The organism is Bradyrhizobium sp. HKCCYLRH1034, from assembly GCF_051168375.1.
GTDB lineage: Bacteria > Pseudomonadota > Alphaproteobacteria > Rhizobiales > Xanthobacteraceae > Bradyrhizobium.
Window position 1 is genome coordinate 1 of record NZ_JBNPUW010000002.1, and the last position, 15,786, is coordinate 15,786.

A 15,786-nucleotide genomic window follows, 5' to 3' on the forward strand; every position below is an offset into this window, starting at 1 on the left:
GCGCGACGGTCTTCACGCTTATACGCAGTCTCCCTGGTGCGCCGGGCTTGTTGGCCACCATCCCCAGCGCCATGCGTTCGCATTGCGCCAGGTTGATACCAGCGTCGGGGTATCAGGACGCTGCGACTTCACGTCCGCAAGCGATCGTTCGTCCGCGCCTTCGTGAGAAGACGCTGCGATCTCTCGCGGCCATCGCATCCCCACCTCGCGTGTCGTGACGATCGCGCGCTGCGCCCCTCTGCGGTGAGGCGGGATGCGGGGGAGATAATCATGAATTCCGATAAAGCGCAAGAAGTTTATTTTTTTCGGAATATGCGCGCTTCATCTCTCGCGTTGTCTGGCGGGCCGTCTGATGGATTTCGTGAAGGGCGCCCCTAATTTGGGTCCGACGTTGCGAGAAATTCTTCCGCTTTGGCTCGGCTCGAGAACCGCCCGAGCTCTTCATAGGACGGCTCGTCCTCGGCGTCATCAGCCGATCGCAGGACGACAAAGCAATCCTCGTTGCCCAAAATCAGCTCTGTCAGGTCCTCGCTCCGGGACGGAGACATGTCGCGGGCGCCGCAATGAGGACACTCGTCGTCGCACATGCACGACCATTCATCGCTCCAGGCCTGCGCGCAACGTTCACAGCGATAGAAGTTCAAGAACCAGGCCATTGCCGGACCTCATGTCTTCAAACGATAGCGGCCGCGCGCTACGAACTCCAGGAATCCCTGATCGCGCAGGACCTGGAGCTGCTGGCGGATTTTTGGCCGGACGTTCTGGTTGCCGGGATAGAGCAGGCTGAGATGGCGGTCGAAAGCGTAGACATCATCGAGCGTGAATTCCGGCTTGCCGAGCGACTCGACGCATTTCAGCACCTCGATCAGCCATCCGCGCGCATCCAGGGATTCCTTGCGGAGGAAGAGCGTCCGGCTCCATTCCTGCAGCACTAGCTCCTTGGCGCGGACGACGCCATTCTGCACGATGTGAATCTTGCCCGACTCGGGAACGCGATCGAGAAGAATGTTCGAGCCGACCCACCCCGCGCGCCGCGCGGTCGCCGCGAGCGGCTTGCGCTGCTCGATGATATCGCGGACGAAGAAATGCTTCGGCACGACGAAGAGGTTGATGACCGACCGGGTGTCACGGTCATAGTTCATCAGCAGGAGATTGGGATTGTTGCTGGCGGCCAGCCGCTCGCACTTCGTCCCATAGGCGCCGTCGGCGACCTTGGCGCCGAATGCCTTCTTCTGGCTCTTCAGCTCGAATTCTTCGCTGCAGGCTTTACAGAGAAAATCCGCCAGCGGGCTGTTGTTTGGAAACTGCGTCATGTTCGACTGGCCGCAGTTCGGACAATAGGCTTGCGCGCCAACCCACGCCTCGGTCCACGCCCGCGCCTTCTGCGTGCCGCTGGTGTAGGCGGTCTGGGATTCTTCGAAGCCGAGTTTCATGTGAGCAGAGTAGCTCAACATCATATGTATTCCAGTCGAGATCGCGGGACCGGAGGTCATTGCGAGCGAAGCGGCGAAGCGAAGCAATCCAGATCAGGCCAAGTGCATGGACTGGATTGCTTCGTCGTTGTCGCTCCTCGCAATGAGGCGGCGAGAAGGTTTACACCTCACCGCTTCTTCCACCCGCCGCGCTTTCCCGGCGCGCCACCGGTCGAGCGCGGAGCCGGGCCGAATTCGGGGCCGGACTCGCGGGAGTTGGTGGGCTGGATGATCTTGCTGCTGTTGCCGAATGGCTTTGGCGGCAGCTTGGCGTTGGGGCGGTAGGGCAGGGATTCCGGGCCGTGCATCTCGTCGAGATGCGGCTTGTGGACTTTGGAGCCGGTGCTTGGGCCGCGAGTGCTGCGGTCCGCGGCCCCCCCTCCCTGGCCCTCCCCTACAAGGGGGGAGGGAACGGAGGGACCGCCCGGGCGGCCTGAAGGACTGCCGGTGAGCTCATCGAGGAGCGGTGCAAGCGGATCCCTGTCGCGGGACTTCGCTCGAGCTCGGCCGCCACGGCCCTTCATCGCCGTGGTCGGTAGATTGGCGGCGTCGCCGTATTTCTTGGCGCCGGCGTAGGCTCCGGCCTTGCCCTGCACGGTGCGCTGCTTGGCGGTGGGGTCGTCGACCACCGCGAGCTCGGTGGCGCGGAGGCGCTTGACTTCGTCGCGGAGGCGGGCGGCTTCCTCGAAGTTCAAATCGGCGGCGGCTTCGCGCATGCGGGTTTCGAGATCGGCCAGCACGGCCTCGAAATTGTGGCCGATCGAGATGACGTCGTCGGTGGTGGTGCCGCCGCCGGTCTCGATCAGCACGTGGTCGCGCTCATAGACCGAGTTGAGGATGTCGCCGATCGACTTCTTGACGCTCTCCGGCGTGATGCCGTGGGCCGTGTTGTACTCGACCTGCTTCTCGCGGCGGCGGTTGGTCTCGGCGATGGCGCGCTCCATCGAGCCGGTCATCTGGTCGGCGTAGAGGATCACCTTGCCGTCGACGTTGCGGGCGGCGCGGCCGATGGTCTGGATCAGCGAGGTCTCGCTGCGCAGAAAACCTTCCTTGTCGGCGTCGAGGATGGCGACCAGCGCGCATTCGGGAATGTCGAGTCCCTCGCGCAGGAGGTTGATGCCGACCAGCGCATCGAACGCGCCGAGCCGGAGGTCCCGGATGATCTCGATGCGCTCGATCGTGTCGATGTCGCTGTGCATGTAGCGGACGCGGATGCCCTGCTCGTGCAGATATTCGGTGAGGTCCTCGGCCATGCGCTTGGTCAGCACCGTGATCAGCGAGCGGTAGCCGGCCTGCGCGGTGGCGCGGACCTCGCCGAGCAGATCGTCGACCTGGGTGCGCGCGGGGCGGATGTCGACGGGGGGATCGATCAGCCCGGTCGGGCGGATGACCTGCTCGACGAACACGCCGCCGGCCTCGTTCAGCTCCCAGCCGCCGGGGGTCGCCGACACCGCCACCGTCTGCGGCCGCATCATGTCCCACTCCTCGAAGCGCAGCGGACGGTTGTCCATGCAGGAGGGCAGGCGGAAGCCGTATTCGGCCAAGGTCGCCTTGCGGCGGAAGTCGCCGCGGAACATGCCGCCGATCTGCGGCACGGTGACGTGGCTCTCGTCGGCGAACACCAGCGCGTTGTCGGGGACGTATTCGAACAAAGTCGGCGGCGGCTCGCCGGGCAGCCGGCCGGTGAGATAGCGCGAGTAGTTCTCGATGCCGGCGCAACTGCCGGTCGCCTCCATCATCTCCAGATCGAAGGTGGTGCGCTGCTCGAGCCGCTGCGCCTCGAGCAGGCGGCCCTGCGCGTGCAACTGGTCGAGCCGCATCTTCAACTCGGACTTGATCGACTTCATCGCTTGCACCAGGGTCGGGCGCGGCGTCACATAGTGCGAATTGGCGTAGACCTTGATGAACTCCAGCTCGTCCTGCTTGTGGCCGGTGAGCGGATCGAACTCCTCGATGTTCTCCACCGTGTCGCCGAACAGGTTCACGCGCCAGGCGCGGTCCTCATAGTGCGCCGGGAAGATGTCGATGACGTCGCCCCGCACGCGAAAGGTGCCGCGGGTGAAATCGTGCTGGGTTCGCTTGTATTGCAAAGCGACGAGGTCGGCGATGAGCTGGCGCTGGTCGATGCGCTCGCCCTTCTTCAGCGCGAAGGTCATCGCGGTGTAGGTCTCGACCGAGCCGATACCGTAGATGCAGGACACCGAGGCGACGATGATGACGTCGTCGCGCTCGAGCAGCGCGCGCGTCGCGGCGTGGCGCATCCGGTCGATCTGCTCGTTGATCGAGGAATCCTTCTCGATGTAGGTGTCGGTGCGCGGGACGTAGGCCTCGGGCTGGTAGTAGTCGTAGTACGAGACGAAGTACTCGACCGCGTTGTCCGGGAAGAAGCTCTTGAACTCGCCATAGAGCTGCGCGGCGAGCGTCTTGTTCGGCGCGAGGATGATGGCCGGGCGCTGCGTCGCCTCGATCACCTTCGCCATGGTGTAGGTCTTGCCGGAGCCGGTGACGCCGAGCAGCACCTGGGTGCGGTCGTTGCGCGCGATGCCCTCGACCAGCTCCTTGATCGCCTGCGGCTGGTCGCCCTTCGGCTCATAGGCCGACTTGATCTCGAAGCGGACGCCGCCTTCCGACTTCTCGGGGCGCGGCGGCCGGTGCGGCGTCCACACCTTGACCGAGCCGTCGTCCTTGCGGAACTCGGGACGGCCCTCGCGGATCAGCGACTCCAGCGCTTCCGCCGTGGCCTTGACGCCGAGCGCCTCCATCTTGTTGCGCGGCGGGCGGGCGAGCGCCTCCTCGTCGTCCTCGGCGGTGGGCAGGCCGAGCTGCCGCGCCAGTTCCGGATCGAGCGTCGGGATGGTGGCGGCGGTGCCGTAATTGGCTTGCGGCGCTTCGGCGAGTCCGGAGGCTGAGGCGGCGTCATCCGCCCCGAGGGGGTGATGCTGCGGAGGGAGGCCCCCACCCTGGCCCTCCCCCGCACGCGGGGGAGGGGACGCTAGCGGCGCAGTCTCGGCATCATCGCTGGCGCCGGCACGCGGCGCCTGCCGCCTGGAGCCCTCCCCCGCGTGCGGGGGAGGGTTGGGTGGGGGCGGGCCATGCGACGGATCGTTGTTTGACGATGAACGTCCACCCACCGGCTGCGGATTCGGCCGCAGCGGGATCGGGCGATCGGACGTGTCGCGGGCCGCAACCTCAGCGCTCTTGCCGCGCGTCGACGCCCGCGCGCGGTGCGCGGCGGCCTCGCCGCCGCTGCGGCGGTCCCAGGAATTGTCCGGCGGCGGCTTCAGTCCCGTTGAGGAACCGATGCCGCTCTCGCCCCGGTTGATGGCGGGATTGAGCAGCTCGGCGAGCGCGGGCGCGATCGGCTGCACGTCGGGCCGGTGCGCTTTCGATTTCGGGGTTCGGCCTGGCTTCTTGGGAGTGTCGGGGGTCTTCGCCATGGCCCGAATATGGGACGGATGGCGCCGACTTGAAAGAGTGATCGGGCGCCGCGCACCAGCCTTGCTGACAGCATGGTGGCAGCAGCAGGCATCGAGGCGCACGTGCTCCCGAAAGGCCACACGAGATCAGCGGGCGACTCGCGAGCCATGGCGCGCGCGATGGCGTTGCCGCGACGCCACGCGGCCGTTCAATGCCGCGTCGGCTGCTCGACGATGTCGAGATGCACGCCGTGGCAGGCGACGCATTGCAGGGCCCAGTACTCGGAACCGCCGCGGCCGTTGATGACGCTCAGGACGCTCAGCTCCGCATCGCAGTCCGGGCATCGCGTACGCACCGAAAAAGCGAGGTGTTTGACGGCAGGCTCAGCCATGAATTGCAGTCCGCATTACGAATACACTCGGCATTTCGAATTGGCGTTTGATGTTGGCTTGGAACCGTCTGGCCGCGCGGGGGGACTCTCGGGGACTTCACTCTCGGAGATTGTTCCACGTCGCGCTATCCGTCTTTTCCCGGGGGTCGGTCGATATCCTCCGTCGCGTGCTTCAAAGTGCTGCGATTCGGTCTGCAGCTGTCAGCGCCACCGCTTGCGAAAGCGGTCGATATGGCTTTTCGCGTCGGCAATCGCCATGTCCGCATCGGACCAGGCGAAGCCGACTTCGAGCGAGGGGAACGAAACGCCATTGATCACCACCGGGGTCATGTCCGCGCGGCGGATCCGCGCGTGCCACAAGCCGCGTCCTGCTTCGAACGGCTCGATGGCGAAGTCCTCGTACAAATACGTCATTGCGCAGTCCTGGATGTCCCGAACGGCAACGACAGCATGAATTGGTCCGAGCATTTGTGAACGGGTTCACACGTCAGCGTCTTTTTTGATGGCGTCCCTGCGCTGGGAATTCCGGGTCGCGGGCTGTGACGCCGCGCGCATGATCCAGCGTCGGAACGCGGCGAAATCACGTTGGCCGGCCTGGAAATGGCGGTAGACAAGATACCAGCGCTCGCCTTTTGGGACGGTCAATGCAAACGGTGCAACCAAGCGTCCCGCCGCGAGGTCGTCGTCGATATAGGGACGGATGCCCATGGCGACGCCGAGCCCGTCGATCGCGGCCTGCAGCGCATGTCCATAGTACTGGAACTCGGTGCCGCGCGCGCTGACGCGCGTGACGCCCGCGGCCTTCAGCCACAACGCCCAGTCCTCGGCGGCATGCGACACCCGCAGCAGGCTCGAGCCCTTGAGATCGGCCGGCTTCTTCAAGGTCGCGGCGAGCCGCGGCGTGCACACCGGCACGAGATCCGCGGCGAACAGCGGCTCGGCGACGAGGCCCGGCCAGGCGCCGTGGCCGAGCTTGATGCCGCAGCTCCAGTCGTCACCGAACGGCACCGCCGCCCCGCCGGTGGTGATGCGGACCTCGATGTCCGGCTGCTCGGTGCTGAAATCGGCCAGACGCGGGATCAGCCATTTCATCGCGAACGTCGGCCCGACGCCGAGCGTCAGCACCCGCATCGATGACGGCGCCATGATCTGCGCGGTCAGGCTCGACAGCGCGTCGAAGATCGGCGTCAGCCCGCTCTGATAGGCGCGGCCGGCGGCGGTGAGCGCCAGGCGGTTGGCCTTGCGCTCGAACAGCACGACGCCCAGCCGCTGCTCGAGCAGATTGACCATGCGGCTGATCGCGGCCGCGGAGACGTTGAGCTCGCTGCCTGCCGCGGCGAAGCTGCCGGTGCGCGCCGCCGCCTCGAACGCCTTGATGCCGTTGAGGAACAGCAGCCGTCTCATCGCGCCCTCAGGAAAACTGATGGAGGGCAAGATAACTCGGTTTGTGCGGATATCGCCAGTGCGACAAATTGCATGGCGAGGAGATCAGCCATGACACCCGCCCTGATTGCAGCGCTCGGATTGCTGATGGTGGCGACGGCGTTCCTGTCGGGCCTGTTCGGCATGGCCGGCGGGCTGATCCTGATCGGCGTGCTGCTGGCGATCATGCCGCTGCCGGCGGCGATGGTGCTGCACGCGGCGACGCAGATGGCGTCCAATGGCTGGCGTGCGGTGCTGTGGCGCCGGCACATCCGCTGGCGGCCGGTCGCGGTGTATCTCGTCGGCTGCGCGCTGGCGCTCGGCCTGTGGGCGCTGGTGCGCTACGTGCCGGACAAGCCGGCGGCGCTCCTGCTGCTCGGCGTCACCCCGTTCATGGCGCGGCTGATGCCGGCCGGCCTCAAGCCCGATCCGGACAGCGTCTGGCAGGGCGCGATCTACGGCACGATCTGCATGGGGCTGATGCTGATGACCGGCGTGTCGGGGCCGCTGCTCGACACGTTCTTTCTCGGCGCGCGGTTCGACCGCCGCTCGATCGTCGCCACCAAGGCGACGTGTCAGGTCGCGAGCCACCTCACCAAGCTGATCTATTTCGGCGGCATCATCGATCAGGCCGCGGGCCTCGATCCGGTGCTCGCGCTCGTCGCCGTCGGCGCGTCGATGCTCGGCACGAGCCTGGCGCGGCGGCTGCTCGAGGCGATGAGCGAGCAGCAGTTCCGCACCTGGGCCAACCGCATCATCACGGCGGTGGCGAGCTACTACATCCTCTATGGCGGCTGGCTGCTGCTGGCCGCGCAGAGCTCGGCGGCGGCAGAGTGAGGCGAGCATGGCCGTATCGGCAGACCCCCTGGTGCTGGACTTCGTCGAATGGGTCGCGCGCGCGCCGCGCAGCCATGCCGAAGTGGTGGCGACCTGGCGGACGAGCTGCCCGCGCCTGACGGTGTGGGAGGATGCCGCCGATCTGGGCTATGTCACGCGCGAGGCGATCACGGGCGCCGGCCTCTTCATCATCGTCACCGATGCCGGTGCGCGGCTGCTGCGCGACAACGGCCGCGTCGTGCGCTAGAACGGTCCGGACTTGGAGGAAGGACCGGGAATGGCCGTGAAACTGTATGAACTCGTCGGGACCGATGCGGGCCGCCCGTTCAGCCCCTTTTGCTGGCGCACGCGGATGGCGCTGGCGCACAAGGGGCTGAGCGCTGATACGATTCCGTGGCGCTTCACCGAGAAAAGCGCGATCGCGCCGCATGGATCGGAGAAGGTGCCGGTCATGCTCGACGGCGACCGCGCGGTGGCCGATTCCTGGGCGATCGCCAACTACCTCGAGGACACCTATCCGGACCGGCCGTCGCTGTTCGGCGGCGCCGGCGGCCGCGCGATGGCGCGCTTCCTCAATGCCTGGGGCGATATCGCCATCGTCGGCGGCATCTTTCCGCTGATCATCGCCGACATTCCGAAGAACCTCGCCGCCGAGGATGCCGACTATTTCCGCAAATCGCGCGAGGCGCGGTTCGGCAAGAGCCTCGAAGAGGTCATGGCCTCGCGCGACCAGGCGGTCATCGGCTTCCGCAGGTCGCTGGAGCCGCTGCGGCAAACCCTGAAGACGCAGGCCTTCATCGGCGGCGATACGCCTGACTATGCCGACTACATCGTGTTCGGGGGGTTCCAATGGGCGCGCGTGGTGAGCCCGTTCCGGCTGCTCGAGGAGAGCGACAGCGTCCATGCCTGGCGCGAGCGGCTGCTCGATGCATTCGATGGGCTGGCGCGCAAGTCGCCGGGCCATCCGGTCTAGCAACGCGGCGGCCGGCGCTCGCGCCAGGCCGCCAGCCCATCGGTGAGATCGCGGCTGCCGACCAGGCTCGCGAACTGTTCGCTCTCGACCTGTAGCCCTTCGCCGATCGCCATGTTGAGCCCGCGCGTCGCGGCGGTGATGATGCCGGCGACGGTGTCCGGTCCGTGGCGGATGATGCGCTGCGCCAGCGCGCGCGCCGCCGGCAACAGCTCGTGATGCGGCACGACGGCGTTGACGAGGCCGATCTCCAGCGCGCGCGGCGCCGGGAAAGAATCGCCGGTCAGCAGCAGCTCGAGTCCGCGCTTGCGGCCGACCAGCCGCGGCAGCCGCTGCGTGCCGCCGAAGGTCGGCGGCATGCCGAGCCTGATCTCGGGCTTGGCGAAGCTGGCGCGCTCGCTCGCGACCGCAAGATGCACGGCCTCGGTGATCTCGCAGCCGCCGCCGAAGGCGAGCCCGTTGACGGCGGCGATGACCGGCTTGCGGAACGCCTCCAGCCGCGCCGTCATCGCCTGGCCGCGCCGGACGAAGTCGCGCAGCGCGGCAGCGCGCCCCTGGCGGACGCTTGCGGTGAATTCGTCGATGTCGGCGCCGGCCGAGAAGGCGCGTTGTCCCGCACCGGTGAGGATCACGGCCCTGACGCCGGCATCGGTCTCGATGCGGTCGAGCGCGGCCATCAATCGATCGATCAGCGCGTAGCTGAGCGCGTTCAGCCGCTGCGGCCGGTTCAGCGTGATCACGGCGATGCGGTCGGAGATGTCGAGCAGGATGAGGTCGGTCATGGTGTCTCGCAGGCTGGCGGTTGGAGCAGGTGAAGACTAGGCGCCGCGGCAGCCGAGGTATATTCACTGGTCAGTATACATTGACCGAGCGCCGCCATGCCCCGTTCCTCCGATCCCACGCCCGCCCGCATCGTCGCCGCCGCGAGCAGGCTGTTCTATGCCGATGGCATCCGCGCCGTCAGCGTCGACGCGGTGGCGGAAAAGGCGGGGGTCACCAAGAAGACGCTGTACTATCATTTCCGCAGCAAGGACGATCTGGTCGCGGCCTATCTTGCCGCGCGCGACCAACCGAACCTGACGCTGTTCAAGCGCTGGTTCGACGAGACCGAGGGCGGGCTGCCCGACAAGATCGCCGGGATCTTCAACCAGCTCGCGCGCGCCGCGCGACATCCGAAATGGCGCGGCTGCGGCTTCCTGCGCACCACCGCAGAACTCGCCAATCTGCCCGGCCATCCCGCGATCAGGATCGGCGCCGCCCACAAGAAGAAGTTCGAGGCCTGGCTGCAGGCGATCTTCGAGGAGCAGGGAATTGCCGAAGCCGGCGGGCTCGCGCGGCAGATGCTGCTGCTGCTCGACGGCGCCTTCGCGGTCGTGCTGCTGCATCGGGACGCCAGCTACATGGAAACCGCGGGCGCGGCGGCACGGACGCTGGTCGCGGCGGCGCTGCCGAAGGGGAGGCGATATGCTTCCCGCAGCACTGTCAGCCGGCGCAGCCGTGTCCCCTGACCTGCTCGCCGCGAACGATCGTTGCGACCATCCGGCTGGCCATGCCGTCGAAATCGGATGGCTTGATGTAGCCGGCGGCGTAGGCTTCCTGGGTGAGCCGTTCGATCCTTCGATCCTCGGCGGTGGTCCATACGCCGGCGATATAGGCGGCGCCAGCCGGACCATAGGTCTCGGGATAGCGCTCGTTCTGGTTCTGCCGGTGATAGTAGTAGTGGTTGAGGCCGCTGATGAAGCTGTCGCGCCTGGCGCCGCAGCGGTCGCTCCAGGCGAGGTCGAGCGACTTCAGCGCGTCTTCGCGCTGCGAACGCCGGGCGTCCTCGGTGTATTTCTCGTGGTCCTGAAACTCCGCGCCGGTGACGGGCGGAAACGCCGCCGCGGTCGGCGCTTCGGTCAGGAACAGGCGTCCGCCAACCTGCCAGACGACGATGGCCGCAATGATGAAGATCAGCCGGTTCATGGCAGCGCTCGTTTGCTATCGCCGGTCCCGTTGCGCCTGCCGCGTCCGGCACACCGCCGACTCGTCGGACCAGAAAGCGGGTCCGGCGAATTGCGGGACCTCCTCGCGCACATCGGCCGGAAAGTCCGCCTTGGTGATCCCCTTCTCCTCGAAGGCTTCGAACAACGCCTCCTTCACGCGCTGATCGAGCGGCGTGCCGACGCTGTCGGCCGCCTCCTGGAGCGATTTGTCGGTGCAGATCTTTGCGCCCCAGAACTGCCGCTTGCAATCCAGCTTGGCAACATAGGCGCGGGTGTAGGCCGTCAGTGCGTCCACCAGGTTCTGCTTCATGGTCTTGTCGCACGGCGACAGCTTGTAGGCCGTGGCGGCCTGCAACGCGTCCATCCGCAACGCGTCGAGCTTGGGATTCTTGTCGCTCTGCGAGGTGTGCTGCGCGAGCCACGCCTTGCGGTCGAACTCCTTTGCCTCCGGGCCGCCGAAGGTCATGTCGACCGTCGGGGATAGGGGAGCCACGACAGCCACGCCCCCCGGCGCCGGCGCAGCAAGGTTTGAGACCGTTTCAATCGAAGCTGTCCGCATCATGCCCCGCCACGGTCCATCCGGAAGCGGAAATCCCCTGACCGCCCAACTCACTCCTGCGAACGCAGCCAAAAATGCCGCACCTGCGGCGCCAATGAATCGCAACATGAAATAAGCCCATCCGCCAACGCCTGCACGGTAGTGCGTGCGGGTTAATGCATCCGATAGGGCCGCCGGCGGCGCGCAACGACGTGAACCGATCGTGACCGTGTTCGGCCGCGTTTGAAGAAAATGGCTCATGAGAAGGCTGCACGGCGATTCACGGCCTGCCGAGGTGACGTCACGTCCTGACGGGCAACACCGAACGGCGCGCGAGCAGCGCGATGGCGGCATCGAGATCCGGCAGCACGGCCGCCGCATTCGCCCGCGAATGATCGTTCGGCGGCACGATGTCCGGCACCATCAGGGTGATCGCGCCGGCGGCGTGCGCCGAGGCGACGCCGGGATTGGAATCCTCGATCGCGACGCAGGCCGGCGCGTGCGTCCGCAGCCGTTCCGCGGCGAGCAGATAGAGGTCCGGATGCGGTTTGGCGCGGGCCACGTCGTCGCGTGTCAGGACCGCATCGAAGCGGTGATCGATGCGGGCGAGGCGGAGATGCTCCGCGGCCGTGCGGCGCGAGGACGAGGTGACGACCGCCTTGGGCAGGCCGACCGCGTCGATCGCATCGAGCAGCGGGATGACGCCGGGCTTCAGCGGCATGCCCGCCTGCAGGATCTCGACCGTCTTGGCCGCGAACAGGCGGTTGACTTCGGCCAGCGGAAAATCGTCGCCGAAATGGTCGCGCAGGGTCTGCTCGTTGTCGGGTCCGGGAATGCCGATCATCGCGTGACAGAGCTCGACGACGCCATCGCTGTAGCCGAGCGCATTCAGCGCCGCGATCGCAGCTTCGAGATAGACCTTCTCGGTGTCGAGCAGCGTGCCATCCATGTCGAGCAGGACGGCTTCGACGTGCCAGCGCGTCACGAGCCCGGCTCCGGTTTGCCCGCCAGTCTCTTGAGGCAGTTGGCGCACAGGCAGTCCTTGAAATTGCTTTGTCCGGTCTTGGGCAGCGGCAGGCGCACGGTCTCGTCGAAGCACCAGCAGGAGCCGCCCGGATCGCAGCTGAACGCCGTGCCGCACGACTCGCAGATGAGTTGCCGCGCGGTCATGTCCGCTAAACGATTTGTCACCTTCGGAACCACGTCCGACCAGCCCCTTTTCATGTCCGGTTCATCTGCCGGGGCAAGTATAGTGCGTGACAATCTGCCGCGCCATCGCAGTCTGCGGCCGCGGCAACACAGCGTTTCGGGAGCTCCCGCGATGACGGGCTCGAGGATGTGGCATGGCGCGTGATGCTCGAGCGGCTCTTGTCGCATTGAATCGCTTCGGCTTCGGCGCGCGTGGCGGTGCCTCGGGCGATCTCGTCAATGCGGCGTCGGACCCGCGCGGCTTCGTCAAGGCCGAGCTCGGCCGTCCCGATGGAGCGCTGCTGGAGGCGCCGGGTCTGCAGCCGACGGCAGCACTCGCCGCTGCCGTCTTCGCCTATCAGGACGAGGTCAAGCGGGCCCGCGAGGCCGCGAAGTCGGAGGCTGCGCCGCAGGAGCAGTCCAGCCCCACGCGCGGCCTGTCCACGAACGGCGCGGACAAAGCCATGGCCGCAACGCCCTCGGCGGCCCCAGCGGCCGGTGCCGACCCCGCACCCGCGATGCAGGGAGCGCCGGCAAAGCCCGCGCAAGCCCAGCAGCCGCCCAACGTCGTCCAGAAGACGTTCCGTGCCGAAGCGCTGGCGCGGCTGCAGCGCGCGGTGCTCGCCGACTGCGGCTTCACCGAGCGGCTGGTGGCGTTCTGGTCGAATCATTTCTGCATCTCCGCCGGCAAGGGCGAGTTGGCGCGGATGTGGGCCGGTGCGTTCGAGCGCGAGGCGATCCGGCCGCACGTGCTCGGGCGCTTCGTCGACATGCTGAAGGCGGTCGAGCAGCATCCGGCGATGCTGTTCTTTCTCGACAACCAGGAATCGCTCGGACCGGACTCACGTGCCGGCCAGAACCGCAAGCGCGGCCTCAACGAGAATCTCGCGCGCGAGATCATGGAGCTGCACACGCTGGGTGTCGGCGGCGGCTACAGCCAGGAGGACGTGACCTCGCTGGCGCGCATCATCACCGGCTGGAGCTTCGCCGGCCGCAACGCCCGCAACGCGGCGCCCGGCAGCTTCGTGTTCAATGCCAATGCGCATCAGCCGGGGCCGCAGACGTTGCTCGGCAAGGTCTATGCGGATGATGGCCTCGCCCAGGGCGAAGCTGCGCTGGCGGACATCGCGCGGCATCCGTCGACCGCGAAGTTCATCGCCGCCAAGCTCGCACGCCATTTCATTGCCGACGATCCGCCGCCCGCGCTCGTCGCGCGACTCGAAGCCGTGTTCAGGAGGAGCGATGGCGACCTCAAGGCGCTGACCTTGGCGCTGGTGGACTCCGACGATGCCTGGTCGGCGCCGCTCACCAAGATCCGCTCGCCCTATGAGTTCCTGGTCGCCGGCGGCCGGCTGCTGGCGCGCGTGCCGGAGGATCCCGGCTTCTATCTCACTTCCCTGAACACGCTGGGCCAGCCGTTGTGGACGCCCGCGGGACCAAACGGATTTGCTGATACCAATGCGGTGTGGGCCGCGCCGGAGGGCATGAAGCTGCGGCTGGACATCTCGTCGCAGCTCGGCGGCCGACTCGGCAACAATCTCGATCCGCGCGAGCTGCTCGAGCTCGTCGCCGGCGATGCTGCGTCGACCGAGACACGCCGCACCATCGAGCGCGCGGAGTCGCGCCAGCAGGCGCTGGCGCTGCTGCTGATGTCGCCGGAATTCCAGAGGAGATGACGATGGACCGGATCGCGACCTCGCTGTCGACCTCGCGACGCCACTTGCTGCTGGCAGGCGCGTCATTCGCCGCGTGGGGCTATTTGCCGAAATTCGCCCGCGCCGCCGACCAGCGCGATCCGCGGCTGATCGTCGTAATCCTGCGCGGCGCGCTCGATGGTCTCGCCACCGTCGCGCCGGTCGGCGATCCCGACTACGCCGGACTGCATGGCGCGATCGCGCTGACGACGACGGGACCAACTCCGGCGCTGCCGCTCGACTCGTTCTTTGCGCTGCATCCGTCGATGCCGGAATTCGCGCGCATGTATCGTGACAAGCAGGCTGCCGTGGTTCACGCGGTCGCGACACCATATCGCGAGCGCTCGCATTTCGATGGCCAGGACGTGCTCGAAAGCGGCTTCGCCGGTCCCGGCCGCGTGCAATCGGGCTGGCTGAACCGCGCAGTCGAGGCGCTGCCGCGCGGCCCCCGCGTCACGGGCGCGCTCGCGGTCGGTCCGACGGCACCGCTGGTGCTGCGCGGCGCAGCGCCCACCGTCGGCTGGGCGCCGGTAACCTTGCCGCAGGCCGATGACGACACCGCGACGCGGCTGGTCGACCTCTATGCGCATCGCGATCCCGCATTGGCGGCTGCGCTGTCGCAAGGGCTGAAGCTCGAGAAGGTCGCGTTCGGTGACGACATGAAGCCCAAGCCGGGCGGCAACCAGATCGCGGCGATGCGCCAGGTCGCGCGCGGCGCGGCGAAGCTGATCGCGGCGGATGATGGTCCGCGCATCGCGGCGCTGGCCTTCGACGGCTGGGATACGCATGCCAATGAAGGCGGCGCAATCGGCCGGCTGGCGCAGCTGTTGTCGGGTCTCGACGGCGCGCTCGCCGAGTTCGAGAGCGGTCTTGGCCCGCGCTGGCGGGATACGGTCGTGGTGGTCGCAACCGAGTTCGGGCGCACGGCGAAGATCAACGGCACCCAGGGGACCGATCATGGCACCGGGACGATTGCGCTGCTCGCCGGCGGCGCGGTGAAGGGCGGGCGGGTGATCGCCGACTGGCCGACGCTGAAGATGGCGAGCCTCTACCAGGGACGCGATCTCGCGCCGACGACGGATCTGCGCGCGGTGTTCAAGGGCGTACTCGCCGATCATCTCGGCATCGGCGAGCACGCGCTCGGCGGCGCGGTGTTTCCGGACAGCGCGGCCGTGAAGCCGATCAAGGGGCTCGTGGCCTAGGGCTCGCTTGCGCCATGTCCTGATCGGGGCCCTGAAGCGTTCCACATCGCGGCATCAGCGGCCACCGCCGCGGGCGCATTGCACCGCGAAGTCTGCTACTCCTCGACCTGCGGCATTCACCCCTCAGGAGATCAGCATGTTCATCGCCATGAATCGTTTTCGCGTCGCCAAGGGCTCGGAGGCCGCCTTCGAGCAGGTCTGGCTGTCGCGCGACAGCCATCTCGACAAGGTGCCGGGCTTCGTCGAGTTTCACTTGTTGAAGGGACCGGAAGCGGAGGACCATACGCTGTATGCCTCGCACACGATCTGGGCGTCGAAAGCTGCGTTCGAGGACTGGACCAGGTCCGAAGCCTTCCGCGCCGCGCACCATCGGGCCGGCGACACCAAGGTGCACTATCTCGGCCCGCCGCAGTTCGAGGGGTTCGAGGTCCGCCAAACGGTGGGCAGCAAGACGTAGGACAAGGACAGAGTCCACCATTCAGACGAGATCCGTCTCCGCGGCCCGTCTTGGCTGAGCACGGCCGAGCGGACGCTTGATTTGCGCTGAACGACACGGCGGCCGACAGGACCCGGACGGTCGCCGGTCGTGCGCCCTCGGAAGCTGCTCGCGCCGGGCCTCGCCGGGCAAGCCGTACCGCCGAACCTGCTGACATCAACAAGGACGACGCCC

18 protein-coding genes are annotated in these 15,786 nt (G+C 67.2%); 7 read left to right on the top strand and 11 right to left on the bottom strand.

Going from position 1 to position 15,786, the window contains the following annotated elements:
- Positions 1 to 374: 374 nt before the first annotated feature.
- The 6 genes from ACQR0W_RS03795 to ACQR0W_RS03820 form a co-directional block, all read right to left on the bottom strand.
- Positions 375 to 656 carry a hypothetical protein gene (locus ACQR0W_RS03795; RefSeq protein WP_316169333.1) on the bottom strand — a complete coding sequence of 94 codons (282 nt, stop codon included), beginning with the start codon at positions 654 to 656 and terminating at the stop codon, positions 375 to 377.
- Positions 657 to 665: 9 nt separating this feature from the next.
- Entirely contained in the window at positions 666 to 1,454 is a 789-nt protein-coding gene (locus ACQR0W_RS03800) for a DpnI domain-containing protein (RefSeq protein WP_315714093.1), read from the bottom strand.
- A gap of 146 nt (positions 1,455 to 1,600) precedes the next feature.
- Positions 1,601 to 4,909, bottom strand: coding sequence for an excinuclease ABC subunit UvrB (uvrB, locus tag ACQR0W_RS03805; RefSeq protein WP_316169332.1), 3,309 nt, complete (start codon positions 4,907 to 4,909; stop codon positions 1,601 to 1,603).
- Positions 4,910 to 5,097: 188 nt separating this feature from the next.
- Positions 5,098 to 5,280, bottom strand: coding sequence for a hypothetical protein (locus tag ACQR0W_RS03810; protein WP_315714095.1), 183 nt, complete (start codon positions 5,278 to 5,280; stop codon positions 5,098 to 5,100).
- A gap of 201 nt (positions 5,281 to 5,481) precedes the next feature.
- The gene (locus ACQR0W_RS03815) at positions 5,482 to 5,694 is read right to left on the bottom strand and encodes a hypothetical protein (RefSeq protein ID WP_035655128.1); all 213 of its coding nucleotides are present in this window, start codon (positions 5,692 to 5,694) and stop codon (positions 5,482 to 5,484) included.
- A 66-nt stretch (positions 5,695 to 5,760) separates the two neighbouring features.
- Positions 5,761 to 6,684, bottom strand: coding sequence for a LysR substrate-binding domain-containing protein (locus ACQR0W_RS03820; RefSeq protein ID WP_315714096.1), 924 nt, complete (start codon positions 6,682 to 6,684; stop codon positions 5,761 to 5,763).
- Positions 6,685 to 6,774: 90 nt separating this feature from the next.
- Here ACQR0W_RS03820 and ACQR0W_RS03825 point away from each other — a divergent pair, with 90 nt between their 5' ends.
- Genes ACQR0W_RS03825 through ACQR0W_RS03835 form a run of 3 tightly spaced genes read left to right on the top strand, consistent with a single transcriptional unit; the run spans position 6,775 to position 8,512 of the window.
- Positions 6,775 to 7,539 (top strand): sulfite exporter TauE/SafE family protein, encoded by a 765-nt coding sequence (locus tag ACQR0W_RS03825; RefSeq protein WP_315714097.1) that lies wholly within the window; start codon positions 6,775 to 6,777, stop codon positions 7,537 to 7,539.
- 7 nt (positions 7,540 to 7,546) lie between these two features.
- Entirely contained in the window at positions 7,547 to 7,786 is a 240-nt protein-coding gene (locus ACQR0W_RS03830) for a hypothetical protein (RefSeq protein WP_315714098.1), read from the top strand.
- Positions 7,787 to 7,816: 30 nt separating this feature from the next.
- On the top strand, positions 7,817 to 8,512 hold the full coding sequence (locus ACQR0W_RS03835; RefSeq protein WP_316169331.1) for a glutathione S-transferase family protein: 696 nt from the start codon (positions 7,817 to 7,819) through the stop codon (positions 8,510 to 8,512).
- Here the strand turns inward: ACQR0W_RS03835 and ACQR0W_RS03840 are convergent.
- A complete protein-coding gene (locus tag ACQR0W_RS03840; protein WP_316169330.1) occupies positions 8,509 to 9,291 on the bottom strand; it encodes a crotonase/enoyl-CoA hydratase family protein in 783 nt (260 codons plus the stop codon). The genes ACQR0W_RS03835 and ACQR0W_RS03840 overlap by 4 nt on opposite strands.
- Positions 9,292 to 9,387: 96 nt before the next feature.
- Here ACQR0W_RS03840 and ACQR0W_RS03845 point away from each other — a divergent pair, with 96 nt between their 5' ends.
- Positions 9,388 to 10,017 carry a TetR/AcrR family transcriptional regulator gene (locus ACQR0W_RS03845; RefSeq protein ID WP_316169329.1) on the top strand — a complete coding sequence of 210 codons (630 nt, stop codon included), beginning with the start codon at positions 9,388 to 9,390 and terminating at the stop codon, positions 10,015 to 10,017.
- On the opposite strand, the gene ACQR0W_RS03850 is transcribed toward ACQR0W_RS03845, so the two are convergent.
- Genes ACQR0W_RS03850 through ACQR0W_RS03865 form a run of 4 tightly spaced genes read right to left on the bottom strand, consistent with a single transcriptional unit; the run spans position 9,992 to position 12,235 of the window.
- Positions 9,992 to 10,474 (bottom strand): hypothetical protein, encoded by a 483-nt coding sequence (locus tag ACQR0W_RS03850; protein ID WP_316169328.1) that lies wholly within the window; start codon positions 10,472 to 10,474, stop codon positions 9,992 to 9,994. The genes ACQR0W_RS03845 and ACQR0W_RS03850 overlap by 26 nt on opposite strands.
- Positions 10,475 to 10,489: 15 nt before the next feature.
- On the bottom strand, positions 10,490 to 11,293 hold the full coding sequence (locus ACQR0W_RS03855; RefSeq protein WP_316169327.1) for a hypothetical protein: 804 nt from the start codon (positions 11,291 to 11,293) through the stop codon (positions 10,490 to 10,492).
- Positions 11,294 to 11,333: 40 nt separating this feature from the next.
- Positions 11,334 to 12,017, bottom strand: a complete 684-nt coding sequence (locus ACQR0W_RS03860) for an HAD family hydrolase (protein ID WP_316169326.1) — start codon at positions 12,015 to 12,017, stop codon at positions 11,334 to 11,336.
- Complete coding sequence (locus tag ACQR0W_RS03865; protein ID WP_315714381.1) at positions 12,014 to 12,235, bottom strand: cysteine-rich CWC family protein; 222 nt, start codon at positions 12,233 to 12,235, stop codon at positions 12,014 to 12,016. Before ACQR0W_RS03865 ends, ACQR0W_RS03860 begins: the two co-directional genes overlap by 4 nt.
- A gap of 140 nt (positions 12,236 to 12,375) precedes the next feature.
- Between ACQR0W_RS03865 and ACQR0W_RS03870 the strand changes: the two genes are divergently transcribed.
- From ACQR0W_RS03870 to ACQR0W_RS03880, 3 genes are all read left to right on the top strand, one after another.
- Positions 12,376 to 13,896, top strand: coding sequence for a DUF1800 domain-containing protein (locus ACQR0W_RS03870; RefSeq protein ID WP_315714105.1), 1,521 nt, complete (start codon positions 12,376 to 12,378; stop codon positions 13,894 to 13,896).
- On the top strand, positions 13,893 to 15,116 hold the full coding sequence (locus ACQR0W_RS03875; protein ID WP_315714106.1) for a DUF1501 domain-containing protein: 1,224 nt from the start codon (positions 13,893 to 13,895) through the stop codon (positions 15,114 to 15,116). Before ACQR0W_RS03870 ends, ACQR0W_RS03875 begins: the two co-directional genes overlap by 4 nt.
- Before the next feature lie 136 nt (positions 15,117 to 15,252).
- On the top strand, positions 15,253 to 15,573 hold the full coding sequence (locus tag ACQR0W_RS03880; protein WP_315714107.1) for an antibiotic biosynthesis monooxygenase family protein: 321 nt from the start codon (positions 15,253 to 15,255) through the stop codon (positions 15,571 to 15,573).
- Positions 15,574 to 15,786 lie beyond the last annotated feature (213 nt).

Excerpts from the sequence above, each read along its gene's own strand:
- ACQR0W_RS03795 (WP_316169333.1), bottom strand. The coding sequence starts at position 656 with ATGGCCTGGTTCTTGAACTTCTATCGCTGTGAACGTTGCGCGCAGGCC.
- ACQR0W_RS03800 (WP_315714093.1), bottom strand. The coding sequence starts at position 1,454 with ATGTTGAGCTACTCTGCTCACATGAAACTCGGCTTCGAAGAATCCCAG.
- uvrB (WP_316169332.1), bottom strand. The coding sequence starts at position 4,909 with ATGGCGAAGACCCCCGACACTCCCAAGAAGCCAGGCCGAACCCCGAAA.
- ACQR0W_RS03810 (WP_315714095.1), bottom strand. The coding sequence starts at position 5,280 with ATGGCTGAGCCTGCCGTCAAACACCTCGCTTTTTCGGTGCGTACGCGA.
- ACQR0W_RS03815 (WP_035655128.1), bottom strand. The coding sequence starts at position 5,694 with ATGACGTATTTGTACGAGGACTTCGCCATCGAGCCGTTCGAAGCAGGA.
- ACQR0W_RS03820 (WP_315714096.1), bottom strand. The coding sequence starts at position 6,684 with ATGAGACGGCTGCTGTTCCTCAACGGCATCAAGGCGTTCGAGGCGGCG.
- ACQR0W_RS03825 (WP_315714097.1), top strand. The coding sequence starts at position 6,775 with ATGACACCCGCCCTGATTGCAGCGCTCGGATTGCTGATGGTGGCGACG.
- ACQR0W_RS03830 (WP_315714098.1), top strand. The coding sequence starts at position 7,547 with ATGGCCGTATCGGCAGACCCCCTGGTGCTGGACTTCGTCGAATGGGTC.
- ACQR0W_RS03835 (WP_316169331.1), top strand. The coding sequence starts at position 7,817 with ATGGCCGTGAAACTGTATGAACTCGTCGGGACCGATGCGGGCCGCCCG.
- ACQR0W_RS03840 (WP_316169330.1), bottom strand. The coding sequence starts at position 9,291 with ATGACCGACCTCATCCTGCTCGACATCTCCGACCGCATCGCCGTGATC.
- ACQR0W_RS03845 (WP_316169329.1), top strand. The coding sequence starts at position 9,388 with ATGCCCCGTTCCTCCGATCCCACGCCCGCCCGCATCGTCGCCGCCGCG.
- ACQR0W_RS03850 (WP_316169328.1), bottom strand. The coding sequence starts at position 10,474 with ATGAACCGGCTGATCTTCATCATTGCGGCCATCGTCGTCTGGCAGGTT.
- ACQR0W_RS03855 (WP_316169327.1), bottom strand. The coding sequence starts at position 11,293 with ATGAGCCATTTTCTTCAAACGCGGCCGAACACGGTCACGATCGGTTCA.
- ACQR0W_RS03870 (WP_315714105.1), top strand. The coding sequence starts at position 12,376 with ATGGCGCGTGATGCTCGAGCGGCTCTTGTCGCATTGAATCGCTTCGGC.
- ACQR0W_RS03875 (WP_315714106.1), top strand. The coding sequence starts at position 13,893 with ATGACGATGGACCGGATCGCGACCTCGCTGTCGACCTCGCGACGCCAC.
- ACQR0W_RS03880 (WP_315714107.1), top strand. The coding sequence starts at position 15,253 with ATGTTCATCGCCATGAATCGTTTTCGCGTCGCCAAGGGCTCGGAGGCC.